The sequence below is a fragment of the Rheinheimera metallidurans genome (assembly GCF_036983985.1).
GTDB lineage: Bacteria > Pseudomonadota > Gammaproteobacteria > Enterobacterales > Alteromonadaceae > Alishewanella > Alishewanella metallidurans.
This window is the reverse complement of the sequence record NZ_JALAHQ010000001.1, coordinates 68,716-83,380: the sequence shown is the minus strand read 5'-3', so window position 1 is coordinate 83,380 and position 14,665 is coordinate 68,716. Positions and strand designations below refer to the sequence as shown.

The window sequence follows — 14,665 nt, the reverse complement described above, 5'->3', positions numbered from 1 at the left end:
CTTCATTACAGCTTCGTTCCTCTGCGCATCTCGCGCTCAACATCAGTTAAAGATGCCTGAAATGCGTCACGTTCAAAAATACGTGTCATATAGTTTTTCAGTTCTTTGCTACCTGGGCCAATTAGCTCAATACCTAATGCTGGTAAGCGCCAAAGTAGAGCTGACATATAACAGTCAACTAAACCAAATTCTTCACTCATAAAATACGGCGTTTCATTAAACAACGGAGCAATAGACAATAAACCTTCTTTTAGTTCTTGTCTGGCAGTTGCTGCGTTCTCATCGCCATTTAAAACTGAAGCGGCTAAACGATACCAATCTTTTTCAATACGGTACATCATTAACCGTGCTTGGCCACGTGCAACTGGATACACAGGCATCAACGGAGGATGAGGAAAACGCTCGTCCAGATATTCCATAATGATATTGGCTTGATACAAGGCCAATTCACGGTCAAGCAATGTCGGCAGGCTGCCGTAAGGATTTACTTCATATAAATCTTCCGGCAAATTATCTTGTGCGACCTGAAGAATATCGACAGTTACGCCTTTTTCAGCAAGTACAATACGTACTTGATGGCTGAACATATCATCAGCTGCTGAGAACAACGTCATTACAGGGCGTTTATTGGCAGTGATAGCCATGTCTTCCTCCAGTAAAATAAAAAACAGCAAAGGGGCGCTAAGGCCCCCATAAACATATCTAGTTGATTTAACTAGTTAATGTACATCTTTCCAATATTCTTTCTTCAGTAGGTAAGCAACGACAAAGAAGATAAGCAGAAATACCATTACTTTAATTCCAAGTGCTTTTGCTTCTAATTTTGACGGCTCGCCCACATATTCTAAGTAGTTTACCAGATCTGCGACGGCTCTATCATACTCTTCAGTAGTAAGTTCGCCTTTGCCGTCAGTTTTAATGCCAGCATAAACGTCCTTTGACTCACCATCAACTAAGCGTGTTTCGTATGCTTTATAAGGTGTGCCTTGTAACTCTTGCAGTACGTGCGGCATACCTACCAATGGAAATACTTCATTATTCACGCCAAACGGACGTGATGGGTCAGCATAAAAACTGCGTAAGTAGGTATATAGCCAATCTGGCCCACGTACCCTAGCAACGTTAGTTAGGTCAGGTGGCGCTGCACCAAACCATTTTTCTGCGTCCTTAGTTGCCATATTGTTTTTTATATGGTCACCCACTTTTTTACCAGTAAACATCAGGTTTTCCATACCAACGTCTTCTGGAATATCCAAATCGCGGAAGGTTCTGGCATAGCGCTGATATTGCATCTGGTGACAACCCAAGCAATAGTTTTGGAACATACGAGCGCCGTTTTGCAGCGACGCTTTATCGGTCAGGTCAATCGGTGCTTTATCTAAATGTACGCCGCCACCAGAGGCAAACACGCTAGCTGATATGCATAGTAAGGCTGCTGAGAAAATATGCTTAATCATTAACTTAACCTCACTGGTAACGGTTTGGTTGTCTCATTTTTACTGTATATCCACAGTAAAATAAAGTAAGCAAAATATGTAAACGAGAAGATGCGGGCCAATATGGTGTACGTCGGTGTTGCCGGTAGCACACCTAATACCATTAGTGCGATAAAGCTAATACAAAACAAGATTAAGTTAGCTTTATGTAAACCGCTACGATAGCGCACTGAGCGCACCGAACCACGGTCTATCCACGGTAATAACGCCAATGCAATAATGGCTAAGAACATAAAAATTGCGCCAAACAATTGATCAGGCACCGCACGCAAAATTGCATAAAATGGAGTGAAATACCAAACTGGTGCAATATGCTCTGGTGTTTTCATTGGGTTTGCTGCTTCAAAGTTTGGTGGTTCAAGGAAGAAACCGCCGCCTTCTGGCATAAAGAAAATTATCCAAGCAAATATTAATAAGAAGCCAGCTACACCGACTAAATCTTTAACCGTGTAATATGGGTGGAATGGAATAGCATCAACAATGATTTTCTTGCCACCTTTGGTGAAGTACTCGTGGAAAGTAAACTTCTTGTCTGCTTCAGTTTGTTCAACTGAACCATCGTTATCACGTTTTACGTCTATACCGTCTGGGTTATTCGAGCCCACTTCGTGTAATGCCATAATGTGTAAAAACACCAATATAACCAACACCAATGGTAACGCAATAACGTGTAAGGCGAAGAAACGGTTTAGGGTTGCGCCAGAGATAACATAATCGCCGCGGATCCATAATGTCAGATCGTCACCTATACCCGGTATTACACCGAATATGGAGATAATAACCTGAGCGCCCCAGAAAGACATTTGTCCCCATGGTAGCAAGTAACCCATAAAGGCTTCAGCCATTAATACTAAGAAAATTAGCATACCGAAAATCCACAGCAGTTCGCGTGGTTTCTGGTAAGAGCCGTACATCATACCGCGCAACATGTGCAGATAAACCACAACAAAGAACGCTGACGCGCCAGTAGAATGCATATAGCGTAACAACCAGCCGTAATCTACATCACGCATAATGTACTCAACGGATGCAAAAGCGCCTTCAGCACTGGGTTCATAGTTCATGGTTAACCAAACACCGGTCAGAATTTGGTTAACTAATACCAGCATGGCTAATGAGCCAAAGAAGTACCAGAAGTTAAAGTTTTTTGGTGCTGGATACTGCATAACATGCAGGTTCATCTTTTCCATAAATGGCAGACGGTATTCAATCCAGTTCATCAGATTTTTAAACATCAGACTGTCCCCTCATCTTCGCCAATTACTAAAGTATTGTCGTCAATAAACATATAAGGTGGAATTTGTAGATTTTTTGGCGCTGGTACACCAGAGAACACGCGGCCCGCTAAGTCATAAGTAGAACCATGACATGGACAGAAGAAACCAGAGTGTACACCTTCAACGTGGGCGTCAAAGTCGGTAGGGATATAGGTTGGTGAACAACCAAGGTGAGTACAAATACCTACAGCAACAAAAATCTCCGGTTTTTTCGAACGATAGATATTTTGCGCGTAAGCGGGTTGTTGCTCATCTGCTGATTCAGGATCACGTAACATGCTATTTAGCTGAGGTAATTGATCTAGTGATGCTTGGCTGCGTTTTACTAACCAAACTGGCTTACCGCGCCATTCAACACGTATTAGCTGGCCTTCTTCTAATTTGCTGATATCAGCAGTTACTGCTGCACCAGCTTGCTTAGCTCTCTCACTTGGGTTCCACGAAGCTATAAAAGGTACAGCAGCTCCGACAGCACCTACACCCCCTACGACCGAGGTTGCAATGGTAAGGAAGCGGCGGCGACCTTGATCTACGGGCGCGTTGCTCATCCACTCGTCTCCACGTTAACACTTAAACAAAATTTAAGCGGCTGAATTTCAGCAATTATTATAACTGTAAAATGAGGTAGATCATAATGAAAAGCCTTGCTTTAGACAAGGATTAAGGCAATGTGAATAGCTATTATCTTAACTGTTTGCGTTGTATAACAGGGTATAACGTTAGTTTACTCGCTGTTTAGCTCTGGTGCTGCAAATAAAAAACCCGGCAACATGTGCCGGGTTTCTGTACTGTAATAAAACGATTAACGTTTTGAGTACTGTGGACGCTTACGTGCTTTACGCAGACCCACTTTCTTACGTTCAACTTTACGTGCATCACGCGTTACAAAGCCTGCTTTACGCAGTGCCGGACGCAATGATTCGTCAAACTCCATCAGTGCACGAGTAATACCGTGACGGATAGCGCCAGCTTGACCGCTGATACCACCACCTTTAACAGTGATGTATAAGTCAAACTTTTCAACCATTTCAACTAGCTCTAATGGCTGTTTAACAATCATACAAGCTGTCTCGCGACCGAAATACTCGGCTAATTCGCGTTGGTTAATAGTAATCTTACCAGTACCAGCTTTAATGAATACACGGGCCGTTGAGCTTTTACGACGACCAGTTCCGTAATATTGATTCTGTGCCATGATATGCTCCGATTAAATATCTAATACTTGCGGTTGCTGAGCAGCATGCTGATGCTCGGCGCCTGCGTAAACTTTCAACTTACGGAACATAGCGCGGCCCAGTGGGCCTTTTGGTAACATGCCTTTAACAGCAAGTTCCAGAACCATTTCTGGTTTCTTCGCGATCAATTTCTCAAAGCTGATTTCCTTGATGCCGCCTGGGAAGCCAGTATGAGAGTAATACATTTTGTTCTGCGCTTTAGCACCGGTAACAGCTACTTTCTCTGCGTTTACAACGATGATGTAATCACCGGTATCAACATGCGGAGTGTACTCTGGCTTGTGCTTGCCACGTAAACGGGAAGCGATTTCTGTTGCGATACGGCCCAGTGTTTTGTCTGTCGCATCAACAACGTACCAGTCGCGTGTTACGCTTTCTGGCTTAGCGGTAAAAGTTTTCATTCATTTATCCAAAAATAACTTAGTTACACCTGACACAGTGCAGGGCTGTTGCAACTTGTGTCGTTAGCGTACCCCTTCGAGTACAAAAACCACCGGGCTAACGGCAGTATTAGGCTGTAACGTAGGCCGGGCGCGGATTATATATTAACCAACTTTAAAAATCAGCACCCTACGCATAAAATTTGTCTTATTTAGCAAATAATTATGGCAAATGTGCTTTCGCCAAATATTCACGCGACTGCATTTCTTGTAACCTACTGATACAACGCTTAAATTCAAAACTCAAAATGCCATCTGTGTATAAAGCTTCTAACGCAACTTGCGCAGAAATAATCAGTGTTACATTACGCTCATAAAACTCATCAACCAACGCAATAAAACGCCTAGCGACGTCGTCGTTAGTGCGGCCCATTACTTTAACTCCCGATAGCAAAACCGTGTGGTAACAGCGACTTAGCTCCATGTAATCATATTGGCTACGTGCCGTCTCACAAAGCTCAGCAAAGTTAAACCAAACAATACCATCGGCATCATAACGTGCGTTTAGCTTTCTGTTGGCAACATCTATCTGCACATCTTGTCGGCGCGGCTCGGCCGATAATGCATTAAAGTATTGGCTTAAATTAGTTTCTGCTTGTGCATCTAGCGGGAAATGATAAATCTCGGCTTTTTCTAATGTTCGTAACCGATAGTCAATACCGCTGTCGACGTTAACGACCTGCGTATGTTTTTTAATTAAGGCTATTGCCGGTAAAAATCGAGCGCGCTGTAAGCCATTACGATATAAGCCATCAGGTTCAATGTTTGAGGTTGCTACCAACGTAATACCACGAGCAAACAAAGCCTGCATCAAAGTGCCTAAGATCATTGCATCAGTAATATCTGAGACAAAAAACTCATCAAAACACAGAATGTCGGCCTCTTGTTTAAAAGAGTCGGCCACTTTTTCTAACGGATCACTGATTCCCTTTAATTGCTTTAGCTCTTCATGCACCCGATGCATAAAACGATGAAAGTGAATTCTTAATTTTCTTGTTGTAGGCAAGCAATCATAAAAAGTGTCAACCAAATAGGTTTTACCTCTGCCTACCCCACCCCAAAAATATAGCCCCGTTAATGGTCGCGAAGTATCAGCATTACCGAGCAATTTCTGCCACAGAGTTGGTTTACTAGGTTGGTTTGCAACAAAATCGTCAAACAAACGCTGTAACTGCTTAACGGCAAATTCTTGTGCAACGTCGTACTGAAAATCATCTCTGGTTAAATCTTGTTGATACTTTTGTAATGGCGTCATTTGCATCTTACTTGAAAGGGGGTTAATTAAAGCTTTAATATCGGTAATAATAGTAACATGCCTTACCACTCTGGATAAGAAGTTAGGTTACACTATCAACAGATATTACCCTCAGGAGTTGTTATGGACTATATGTATGCCGCCGCCTGGCTGGGCGCTGGTTTAGTTATTGGTGCTGTTGTTGCTCGCCTAATAACCTTAAAGCAGCTAAACCAGCACAAGCTGCAGCTTGAGTTAAACGAAAGCAAAGCGCAGTTGGTTCAGTATCGGCAAGACGTTTCTAGCCATCTTGAAACAACAAACCACCTTATGACGCAGTTACAAGATAACTATGCCCGTATTGCTCGCCATATTTCTGATTCTAAAATGCAACTAGTCGAGCGACCAACAGAATCAGTTCGGCCTGACATTAACTATTTAACTGGCGATGCTGCGGCTTATATTCGACAGTCTATTCACCAAATAGATGAAAAACGTCGAGTGCACTCGGCAACAGAACAACAGCCTCGTGATTACTCAGACGGGGCTAGCGGCCTAATCAAAGCCAGTAAGCCAATAAAAGAAACTGAATAATTTGTTTAATTAACCGAACAAAAGTACTGAACTTTTTTTTTAATCTACGACTCTTAAGCGCAACTTGTAACAGGAGACTTAGATGCTATGAACAAAAGGTTATCATTGCTTGCTACTGCTGTTGCTGCGGGTTTATTGCTAGCTCAACCCGCTCCAGCAGAGGCTCGAATCCCATTCTTTTCCAATACCCAAGAAATACCAACTCTAGCACCTATGCTGGAGCAAACCACACCAGCGGTAGTGCACATTTCAGTAGCAGGTAGCCGCGAGGTTCGCCAGCGCCTACCTGACGCATTTCGTCAGTTTTTTGGCCAACGCGGTCAGCCTGAATATCGTGAAGAACGGCCGTTTAAAGGTTTAGGCTCGGGCGTAATAATTGACGCTGATAAAGGCTACATTGTCACCAATAACCACGTTATCCAGGATGCAACCGACATTGAAGTTCGCTTAAAAGATGGCCGCACGTTTAAAGCGACCAAGCTTGGTGCCGATCCAGAAACTGATATTGCATTACTAAGAATTGAAGCGAAAAAACTAACCCAGATCCAACTTGCCGACTCAGATAAAACTCGTGTTGGCGACTTTGCCGTAGCAATTGGTAACCCCTTTGGCTTGGAGCAAACCGTTACCTCAGGCATTATAAGCGCTTTAGGTCGTGGCGGCCTTGGTATCGAAGGCTTTGAAGACTTTATTCAAACCGACGCAGCCATTAACAGTGGTAACTCTGGTGGTGCTTTGGTCAATCTTCACGGCGAGCTGATAGGTATTAACACGGCCATTTTGGGCCCAAATGGCGGCAATATCGGTATTGGCTTTGCTATTCCAGCCAATATGATGAAAAACCTAGTTGACCAAATTATTGAGCATGGTGAAGTTCGCCGTGGCAGTTTGGGTATTCGCGGCCAAGATGTTACTTCCGACCTAACCGAAGCTATGCACTTAAATGTGAGTCGTGGTGCCTTTGTTAACGAAGTTATTGCCGACAGCGCGGCGGCTGAAGGAGGCTTAGAGTCGGGTGACGTTATTATCAGTATGAATGGTAATAAAATCAGCTCGTTTCAAGAGCTTCGTGCAAAGGTTGGTACACTAGGCGCAGGCCGAGAAGCTAAGTTTGGTATATTACGTGACGGCAAGGAACGTACGCTAACCATCAAACTTAAAGAGCTATCAACAACTCAGGTTGCTGCCAGCCAAATGCATCCAATGCTTGATGGTGCAGAGCTGTCTAACGCCGAGGGCGGTGGGGTTAAAATTGAGTCTGTTGCTAACAATTCTGCTGCAGCGCAAATTGGCTTAATGCCTGACGATATTATTATCGGCATTAATCGGCAGCGGGTAACCAATTTGGCAGAGCTGCGCAAAATGCTGGAAAACCGCGAGGGTGTTGCTGCATTAAATATCCGCCGCGGTAATGCAAGTTTATACGTACTAATTCGTTAATAACACTAAGCTAAGCAGTGCCCTAGCGCTACTGCTTAGCTTATATTAGTGCTATGCTTGCACAATCCGTATTTTGTAGACCTTTCAAAACCCGTGGCTAAATTTCTGTATTTCCTACTTAAAAGTATTATCTACGGCTTGGCATTAGCTTTTATGCTAATGTTCTTTTTTCCTTCGATAAGTCATCTATCTGCTCCGCTGTTTAGTAGTGCTGAAGCAGGTAATGAGCATCAACCTGTAAGTTACGCCAAAGCCGTGCGACGTGCAGCACCAGCAGTAGTCAATGTGTATACACGCAGTACCTTGGTTGACCCGCGTTCACTTCGCCCGCGCACTATTGAAAGACAAGAGCTCGGCTCCGGCGTTATTATGAGCGCACACGGCTACATTTTAACTAATTTTCATGTTGTGTATGGTGCTGACTATATCGAAGTCGCTCTGCAAGATGGTCGTACCTTAGAAGCGCTGTTAATCGGCCAAGATGAACTAACTGATCTTGCGGTATTGTATGTGCAAGCCGACAATTTACCGGTGATCCCACAAGATCCGCAGTTAGAACCTCAAGTGGGTGATGTTGTACTTGCCATAGGTAACCCTCTTAACTTAGGCCAAACTATCACTCAAGGTATTATTAGCGCTAACGGTAACACTGGGCTAAGTTCACGGGGCTATATTGATTTTATGCGGATGGACGCTGCTATAAACCAAGGTAATTCTGGCGGTGCACTGGTTAACAGTAATGGCACACTGGTTGGCATTAACGCCGCAGCATTCCAACTAGAGAACCAAGATATTCAAGGGATATTTTTTGCCATACCTTATCAGCTAGCGCTTAACGTAATGCAAAAACTCATTAAGCATGGCAAGGTTACCCGCAGTCATCTTGGTGTTGCTGGAGATGCAGTAGTTAATGCGGCTGGTGAGCGATTAATCTCAACGGGCCAACCACTGTATGGCCTAAGCATAAGTGCAGTAAATGCTAATGGCCCAGCCGCAGATGCAGGCTTAAAAGTAGGTGATATCTTACTTGAAATAAACGGTAAGCATTTTGATAGCATACAACAAGCACTAAATATGATTGCAGAAACAGAACCCAATAGTACGTTAGCTCTTACGATTAACCGCAATGGGCAACAGCTAATCGTAGATGCAATAACTAAAGAACTAAGACGATAAAAAACGCGGCTTACACCGCGTCAATACGTTCTATATTTGCACCAAGCCGTTTCAGCTTATCTTCTATACGTTCATAACCACGATCAATATGGTATATACGGTCTACTACTGTAACACCTGTTGCCACAAGCCCAGCAATAACCAAACTTGCCGATGCGCGCAAATCTGTAGCCATTACCTGTGCAGCCATAAGCTGTTCAGTGTGTTGGCATACGGCGGTGTTGCCTTCTAAACTTATTTTTGCCCCCATACGCTGTAGCTCTGGTACGTGCATAAAACGGTTTTCGAAAATGGTTTCAGTAACAAAACCCACACCTTCAGCTACCACGTTTAATACCGTGAACTGAGCTTGCATGTCCGTTGGAAAACCCGGATGTGGCACTGTTTTTACTTTTACCGCTTTTAGCTGGCGGCCTACCATATTCGCTCGGATCCAATCTGGACCAGTAGTAACATCAACACCTGCTTCACGTAACTTTTCTAGCACAGCTTCAAGCTCAGCCGGATCCGTATTACGGCAAGTTACATCACCGCCACTCACTGCTGCGGCTACTAAAAACGTACCCGTTTCTATTCTGTCGGGTAGAACGTTATGATTACCACCTTTCAGCGCCAATACACCTTCAATAACAATACTGTCGGTACCAGCACCAGTAATGTTCGCGCCCATGGTATTAAGATAAATAGCTAAGTCGACCACTTCAGGTTCACGAGCAGCATTGTCGATAGTGGTAATGCCATCGGCTAGCACTGCCGCCATCATCAAATTTTCTGTGCCGGTTACACTTACCATATCCATAATGATATGTGCGCCTTTAAGCCGTGAGGCTTTGGCTTTAATGTAGCCATTTTCGACAACTATTTCTGCGCCCATTTTGCGCAAACCATCAATATGTAAATTAACTGGCCGGGCGCCAATAGCACAACCACCAGGCAACGATACCTCAGCCTGACCAAACCGGCTTAATAACGGGCCTAACGCCAAAATAGAAGCGCGCATAGTTTTTACTAGTTCGTAGGGCGCAAACTGGTTAGATACCTTACCTGCATCCACCTGCACTACGTTATCCGTAAAACTTACTTGCGCACCAAACAGCTCTAATAGCTTAAGCGTGGTTTCTATGTCTTTTAATTGCGGAACATTGCTAATTACAGTCGGCTTTTCCGACAGCAAACTAGCAAATAATATAGGAAGAGCAGCATTTTTAGCCCCGGAGATAATTACATCACCATGTAACGGCTTGCCACCTGTAACAAGAAATTGCTGCATAAAATACTACATCGGAGGATTAAAAAGTTTTTCTCTACGCCATTGTTCAGGCGTAAAGGTCTTAATGCTGACGGCATGAATTGAGCCATCGGCAATAGCGCTCATAAGTGGCGCATAAATCATTTGTTGTTGCTTAACTCGGCTAACGCCGGCAAAACAGTCACCAACCGCTGTAACAGCGTAGTGCGTACCGTCCATACCAACTCTAACTTCTGTTAATTGCAATTGCTCTAACAGCAGCTGCTCTATTTGCTTGATATCCAAAATGAAACCTTAATTACTAATTGGCAATAGCGGTCGCACCGCCGTAACTTCGGCTAATGATAACAGTTGCTTTGGCACATTACATAATGCTATCGACAACCCGCGCTCTTTAGCCCTAGTTAACTGCTGTAGTAACCACGCTAAACCCGCAGTATCTATATTCTCCAGTGCTGTAAAATCAAAATTTACCGCACCAGAAACGTTATTTAATAGCTTAAACGGTGAATGCAGCATTAACGTATCACGATTTAACATACCGGTAAAATGTAAAGTGTCACCGCGTAGTTCGATACTTAGTATCACTTCGCCTCCGGCAAGGTGATTGGCGCCTTGGCTTTTTCTCGCAACAGATTAGTTACACTAACTAAGCCCTGCTGGCGGATCAGGTTACCTAACTCTGCCCTTTTACTATCAAGTAGAGAAATGCCTTCAGCTACCATATCAAACACCAACCAAGTCTCTGAATCTTTGCCTCGACGTAATTTAAAATCAATTTTTATATCTGGCTTGCCAGGGTCTATGACTCGCGTTCTGACCGTAATAATTTTCTGTTCTTCTAAACCGCCAGCGCCAGGCTCTATAATCACTTTTTGGTCACGATACTGCGTAAAAACACCAGCGTAGGTGGCCACCATGTAATTTTGGAATGCGTCAACAAAGGCGAGTATATCTTCACGAGGAACTTTTTTCAGATCGGCGCTATTACCAATAACGCGCAGCGCGGCATAACGACTGTCAATGTAAGGCACTAATTCATCGTTAACAATAACTCGCAACACCTCTGGGTCTGCAGCAATATTGCTCTGCTCTTTGGCAATACGGCTAAACGTATTATCAGCCAGTACTTCCATCATTTTATACGGGTCAGTATAGGTTGCAGTTTCAGTAGCCGCTTTTAGCGAAAAACTGAACATTAATAAGGCGGCTAGAAGAAAAGTAGATAATTTCATAATTAATTCCCGCGGTTAAATAAAAACTGACCAATCAATTCTTCTAACACCAAAGCTGATTTGGTATCTTCGATATAGTCGCCGTTACCTAAAATTTCAACAGTTTCATCAATAAAACCTGGCTGTAACCCTAAGTATTGCTCACCTAACAAACCTGAGGTCAGAATTGCCAAGCTGCTGGTTTCTGGAAAATTATTGTAGCTAGCGTTAATGGCCAAGCTGACAACTGGCGTGTAATACGTTGTGTCTAATTCAATCGCAGTAACCCGACCAACAACCACACCACCTACCTTCACTGGCGATCGCACTTTTAAACCACCAACGTTTTCAAATTTAGCTTTTAGAGTATAGGTTTCACTACTTACCCCAACGCCACTATTCGCTACCTTTAACGCCAACATTAAAAATGCTGCTAAGGCTAATACGATAAAACCACCAACTAGAATTTCAATTTTGCGCCCTGGCATGCTATCCACCAAACATTATTGCAGTTAAAATAAAGTCAAACCCTAGTACAGCTAAAGATGCAGTTACTACAGTTTGTGTTGTTGCTGTGCTAATACCCTCAGAGGTTGGCACGGCGTCATAGCCTTTGTGTAAAGCAATCCAAATCACAATAAAAGCAAATACCACACTTTTAATCATACCGTTAAATACATCTTCATATAAATCAACGTTGGCTTGCATTGCCGCCCAAAAACCACCGCCATCGACACCTAGCCAATCAACACCTACTAAGTGACCACCTAAAATACCCACCGCAGTAAAAATAAGTGCCAGTAAGGGCAAGCTAATTACACCAGCCCAAAAGCGCGGTGCGATAATGCGGCGTAAAGGGTCAACCGCCATCATCTCTAAGCTAGACAACTGCTCAGTCGCTTTCATCAAGCCAATTTCAGCAGTAAGCGCACTACCGGCTCTACCGGCAAACAACAGCGCCGCAACTACTGGCCCAAGTTCGCGTAACAAGCTTAAAGCCACTAAAGGGCCAAGCATTTGTTCAGCGCCAAATTTAATTAATACCGTGTAGCCTTGCAACGATAGCACCATGCCGATAAACAGCCCTGATACCAAAATAATTAACAATGACAAAACACCAATAACATATAGTTGTTTAATCAGTAGCGGAAAACCTTTACGAAAATTAGGTTTACCAACCAAAGCACCAAACAACATAATGCCGGCCCGACCAAACCCCGTAATGCTTTTAAATGTTGCCGCCCCTAGTTGCTGTAATTTATCTGCTATCACCGGGCCAACTCCAATAACTCTTGCTCATAAGGTGCAGCTTTATAATGAAACGGTACCGGACCATCTGCCTCGCCTTTTAAAAACTGCTGCACTAATGCCGACGCGCTTTCACGTAATTGCTGCGGTGTTCCATGGCCAATTACGGTTTTTTCGGCGATCACATAAACGTAATCAGCAATGCTCATTATTTCATTAACATCGTGTGATACCACAATCGAGGTTAAGCCAAGCGCATCATTTAAAGAGCGTATTAGCCTTACAATTACCCCCATTGATATGGGGTCTTGGCCAGCAAACGGCTCGTCGTACAGAATTAATTCTGGGTCTAACGCAATGGCTCTGGCTAATGCGGCTCGTCGTGCCATACCGCCAGACAATTCGGCTGGCATCATATCTCGTGCACCACGCAAACCAACGGCTTCTAATTTCATTAAAACAATAAGTCGAATAAGAGATTCCGGTAGGCGCGTGTGCTCTCGGATTGGAAAGGCAATATTATCAAATACCGTCATATCAGTGAACAGTGCACCACTTTGAAACAGCATACTCATGCGTTTACGCTCTTGGTACAGCGCGCTGCGAGATAGTGTAGGTATATTAGCGCCATCAAATAATATCTTACCGCTATCGGGTTTTAACTGGCCACCAATTAAGCGCAATAGCGTAGTTTTACCAATGCCGCTTGGCCCCATAATGGCGGTAACCTTGCCGCGGGCAAACTGCATATTCATATCATGATAAATAACACGTTCACCGCGACTGAAACTCAGCTGCTGTATGTCTATTAATATCTCTGACAAATTAGCTCTCTTTGCCCACCTAAAGGCTTTACTGAAACCGCTTCGCAATATACATACATATTTGTATGTTTTCAATTATACTGCCGACAAAGTTGTATTATTGTAAACGGCTTTGCCACTAAAGTCGTTACCAAAAACCGTAACTAACTATGCGAAAAAATAGATACTTTGCCAAAGTGGCAGCTTTTTTTTGCATTTGTTGCCAATAAGCTGGAAAATAATTGCTGTTATCTATTTTCTGCTAAGGAAAAATTTTGTCACCGTTGTTATTAGCCATAATTTTCGTTCTGGTTGGCCTCGTGTTATTAATCTGGAGCGCAGACCGTTTTGTTTTCGGCGCGTCGTCCGTCGCACGTTCCGCTGGCATTTCGCCAATGATTATTGGCCTAACTATTGTTGCAATGGGCTCGTCGGCGCCAGAAATGCTCGTTTCAGCCAGCGCAGCTTGGCAGGGTATGCTTGATACCTCCGTAGGCAATGCGCTTGGCTCTAATATTACTAATATTTTGCTTGTTATTGGTGTCGCCGCATTGTTAAAACCTATTGCCGTATCATCAACCACATTAAAACGCGAATACCCACTGTTATTAGCATGCCTGTTATTGGGCTATTACTTTATTAGCGATAGCGACTTAACGCGCACCGAAGGTGTAATTTTACTCGTCGCTTTTATCGGATTTTTAGCTTTATTAGTTTATTGGGGTAAAAATGCAAAAACTGACGACCCTCTTATTGCAGAAATTAATAATGACGCAGCTGAACATGAACCCGTTTCATTAGTTCGGGCGTTAGTGTGGGTTGGCGTTGGCCTGATACTGTTACTCGCTAGCTCACAGCTATTAGTACACGGGGCAGTGACTATTGCCCGCTATGCTGGTTTAAGCGATTTAGTTATTGGTTTAACTATTATCGCAGTGGGCACCAGCTTGCCTGAGCTTGCGGCTAGTGTAATTGCTATTTTAAAAGGTGAAGATGATTTAGCACTGGGTAATATTATTGGTTCAAATATCTTTAATATTCTAGCCGTATTGGGGCTTGGTGCCGTAATTGGCCCAGGCACCTTAGATCCAATGGCCGGCAGCCGAGACAGCTACGTCATGATCGGTGCTACGGTTGTAATGCTGTTAATGTCGTTACGATTAGGAAAAGTGCAACGTATTAACCGAATTGAAGGTGTATTGTTACTGTGCGGGTTTATTGCCTATCAATATATGCTTTTTACCTCTCCCACACTCTGA

18 protein-coding genes are annotated in these 14,665 nt (G+C 43.6%); 4 read left to right on the top strand and 14 right to left on the bottom strand.

Features of this window, described 5'->3' with window-relative positions:
- Window positions 1-5: 5 nt before the first annotated feature.
- From sspA to zapE, 7 genes are all read right to left on the bottom strand, one after another.
- Window positions 6-644 (bottom strand): stringent starvation protein SspA, encoded by a 639-nt coding sequence (sspA, locus tag MN199_RS00450; protein WP_132581278.1) that lies wholly within the window; start codon window positions 642-644, stop codon window positions 6-8.
- 75 nt (window positions 645-719) lie between these two features.
- Window positions 720-1,457 (bottom strand): cytochrome c1, encoded by a 738-nt coding sequence (locus MN199_RS00445; protein ID WP_132581276.1) that lies wholly within the window; start codon window positions 1,455-1,457, stop codon window positions 720-722.
- On the bottom strand, window positions 1,457-2,731 hold the full coding sequence (locus tag MN199_RS00440; protein ID WP_132581274.1) for a cytochrome b: 1,275 nt from the start codon (window positions 2,729-2,731) through the stop codon (window positions 1,457-1,459). The genes MN199_RS00445 and MN199_RS00440 overlap by 1 nt, the downstream gene beginning before the upstream one ends.
- Window positions 2,731-3,321: a ubiquinol-cytochrome c reductase iron-sulfur subunit gene (petA, locus tag MN199_RS00435; protein WP_335738053.1), complete on the bottom strand. Its 591-nt coding sequence runs from the start codon at window positions 3,319-3,321 to the stop codon at window positions 2,731-2,733. The genes MN199_RS00440 and petA overlap by 1 nt, the downstream gene beginning before the upstream one ends.
- A gap of 254 nt (window positions 3,322-3,575) precedes the next feature.
- Entirely contained in the window at window positions 3,576-3,968 is a 393-nt protein-coding gene (gene rpsI / locus MN199_RS00430; RefSeq protein WP_335738052.1) for a 30S ribosomal protein S9, read from the bottom strand.
- Window positions 3,969-3,980: 12 nt separating this feature from the next.
- On the bottom strand, window positions 3,981-4,409 hold the full coding sequence (rplM, locus tag MN199_RS00425) for a 50S ribosomal protein L13 (RefSeq protein ID WP_132581268.1): 429 nt from the start codon (window positions 4,407-4,409) through the stop codon (window positions 3,981-3,983).
- Between the two features lie 202 nt (window positions 4,410-4,611).
- Window positions 4,612-5,703 (bottom strand): cell division protein ZapE, encoded by a 1,092-nt coding sequence (zapE, locus tag MN199_RS00420; RefSeq protein WP_132581266.1) that lies wholly within the window; start codon window positions 5,701-5,703, stop codon window positions 4,612-4,614.
- 123 nt (window positions 5,704-5,826) lie between these two features.
- On the opposite strand from zapE, the gene MN199_RS00415 reads away from it, so the two are divergent.
- The 3 genes from MN199_RS00415 (at window position 5,827) to MN199_RS00405 (ending at window position 8,892) form a co-directional block, all read left to right on the top strand.
- Window positions 5,827-6,276 (top strand): Z-ring associated ZapG family protein, encoded by a 450-nt coding sequence (locus MN199_RS00415; RefSeq protein WP_132581264.1) that lies wholly within the window; start codon window positions 5,827-5,829, stop codon window positions 6,274-6,276.
- A gap of 87 nt (window positions 6,277-6,363) precedes the next feature.
- Complete coding sequence (locus tag MN199_RS00410) at window positions 6,364-7,716, top strand: DegQ family serine endoprotease (protein ID WP_132581262.1); 1,353 nt, start codon at window positions 6,364-6,366, stop codon at window positions 7,714-7,716.
- Between the two features lie 153 nt (window positions 7,717-7,869).
- Window positions 7,870-8,892: a trypsin-like peptidase domain-containing protein gene (locus MN199_RS00405; RefSeq protein ID WP_243695537.1), complete on the top strand. Its 1,023-nt coding sequence runs from the start codon at window positions 7,870-7,872 to the stop codon at window positions 8,890-8,892.
- Window positions 8,893-8,902: 10 nt separating this feature from the next.
- On the opposite strand, the gene murA is transcribed toward MN199_RS00405, so the two are convergent.
- From murA to mlaF, 7 genes are read right to left on the bottom strand one after another with little or no spacing between them, the layout of a single operon-like run.
- A complete protein-coding gene (gene murA / locus MN199_RS00400) occupies window positions 8,903-10,162 on the bottom strand; it encodes a UDP-N-acetylglucosamine 1-carboxyvinyltransferase (protein ID WP_132581258.1) in 1,260 nt (419 codons plus the stop codon).
- A gap of 6 nt (window positions 10,163-10,168) precedes the next feature.
- Window positions 10,169-10,426, bottom strand: coding sequence for a BolA family protein (locus MN199_RS00395; protein ID WP_335738051.1), 258 nt, complete (start codon window positions 10,424-10,426; stop codon window positions 10,169-10,171).
- Between the two features lie 9 nt (window positions 10,427-10,435).
- Window positions 10,436-10,729: an STAS domain-containing protein gene (locus MN199_RS00390; RefSeq protein ID WP_335738050.1), complete on the bottom strand. Its 294-nt coding sequence runs from the start codon at window positions 10,727-10,729 to the stop codon at window positions 10,436-10,438.
- Complete coding sequence (locus MN199_RS00385; protein WP_335738049.1) at window positions 10,726-11,376, bottom strand: MlaC/ttg2D family ABC transporter substrate-binding protein; 651 nt, start codon at window positions 11,374-11,376, stop codon at window positions 10,726-10,728. Before MN199_RS00385 ends, MN199_RS00390 begins: the two co-directional genes overlap by 4 nt.
- A 2-nt stretch (window positions 11,377-11,378) precedes the next feature.
- Complete coding sequence (mlaD, locus tag MN199_RS00380; protein WP_335738048.1) at window positions 11,379-11,843, bottom strand: outer membrane lipid asymmetry maintenance protein MlaD; 465 nt, start codon at window positions 11,841-11,843, stop codon at window positions 11,379-11,381.
- A 1-nt stretch (window position 11,844) separates the two neighbouring features.
- Window positions 11,845-12,627, bottom strand: coding sequence for a lipid asymmetry maintenance ABC transporter permease subunit MlaE (mlaE, locus tag MN199_RS00375; protein WP_132581248.1), 783 nt, complete (start codon window positions 12,625-12,627; stop codon window positions 11,845-11,847).
- A complete protein-coding gene (gene mlaF, locus MN199_RS00370) occupies window positions 12,624-13,427 on the bottom strand; it encodes a phospholipid ABC transporter ATP-binding protein MlaF (protein WP_132581246.1) in 804 nt (267 codons plus the stop codon). Before mlaF ends, mlaE begins: the two co-directional genes overlap by 4 nt.
- Before the next feature lie 254 nt (window positions 13,428-13,681).
- Here mlaF and MN199_RS00365 point away from each other — a divergent pair, with 254 nt between their 5' ends.
- Window positions 13,682-14,665: a calcium/sodium antiporter gene (locus MN199_RS00365; protein WP_335738047.1), complete on the top strand. Its 984-nt coding sequence runs from the start codon at window positions 13,682-13,684 to the stop codon at window positions 14,663-14,665.

Bases quoted from the DNA above. Each gene is read 5' to 3' on its own strand.
- sspA (WP_132581278.1), bottom strand. From the start codon at position 644: ATGGCTATCACTGCCAATAAACGCCCTGTAATGACGTTGTTCTCAGCA.
- MN199_RS00445 (WP_132581276.1), bottom strand. From the start codon at position 1,457: ATGATTAAGCATATTTTCTCAGCAGCCTTACTATGCATATCAGCTAGC.
- MN199_RS00440 (WP_132581274.1), bottom strand. From the start codon at position 2,731: ATGTTTAAAAATCTGATGAACTGGATTGAATACCGTCTGCCATTTATG.
- petA (WP_335738053.1), bottom strand. From the start codon at position 3,321: ATGAGCAACGCGCCCGTAGATCAAGGTCGCCGCCGCTTCCTTACCATT.
- rpsI (WP_335738052.1), bottom strand. From the start codon at position 3,968: ATGGCACAGAATCAATATTACGGAACTGGTCGTCGTAAAAGCTCAACG.
- rplM (WP_132581268.1), bottom strand. From the start codon at position 4,409: ATGAAAACTTTTACCGCTAAGCCAGAAAGCGTAACACGCGACTGGTAC.
- zapE (WP_132581266.1), bottom strand. From the start codon at position 5,703: ATGACGCCATTACAAAAGTATCAACAAGATTTAACCAGAGATGATTTT.
- MN199_RS00415 (WP_132581264.1), top strand. From the start codon at position 5,827: ATGGACTATATGTATGCCGCCGCCTGGCTGGGCGCTGGTTTAGTTATT.
- MN199_RS00410 (WP_132581262.1), top strand. From the start codon at position 6,364: ATGAACAAAAGGTTATCATTGCTTGCTACTGCTGTTGCTGCGGGTTTA.
- MN199_RS00405 (WP_243695537.1), top strand. From the start codon at position 7,870: ATGCTAATGTTCTTTTTTCCTTCGATAAGTCATCTATCTGCTCCGCTG.
- murA (WP_132581258.1), bottom strand. From the start codon at position 10,162: ATGCAGCAATTTCTTGTTACAGGTGGCAAGCCGTTACATGGTGATGTA.
- MN199_RS00385 (WP_335738049.1), bottom strand. From the start codon at position 11,376: ATGAAATTATCTACTTTTCTTCTAGCCGCCTTATTAATGTTCAGTTTT.
- mlaD (WP_335738048.1), bottom strand. From the start codon at position 11,843: ATGCCAGGGCGCAAAATTGAAATTCTAGTTGGTGGTTTTATCGTATTA.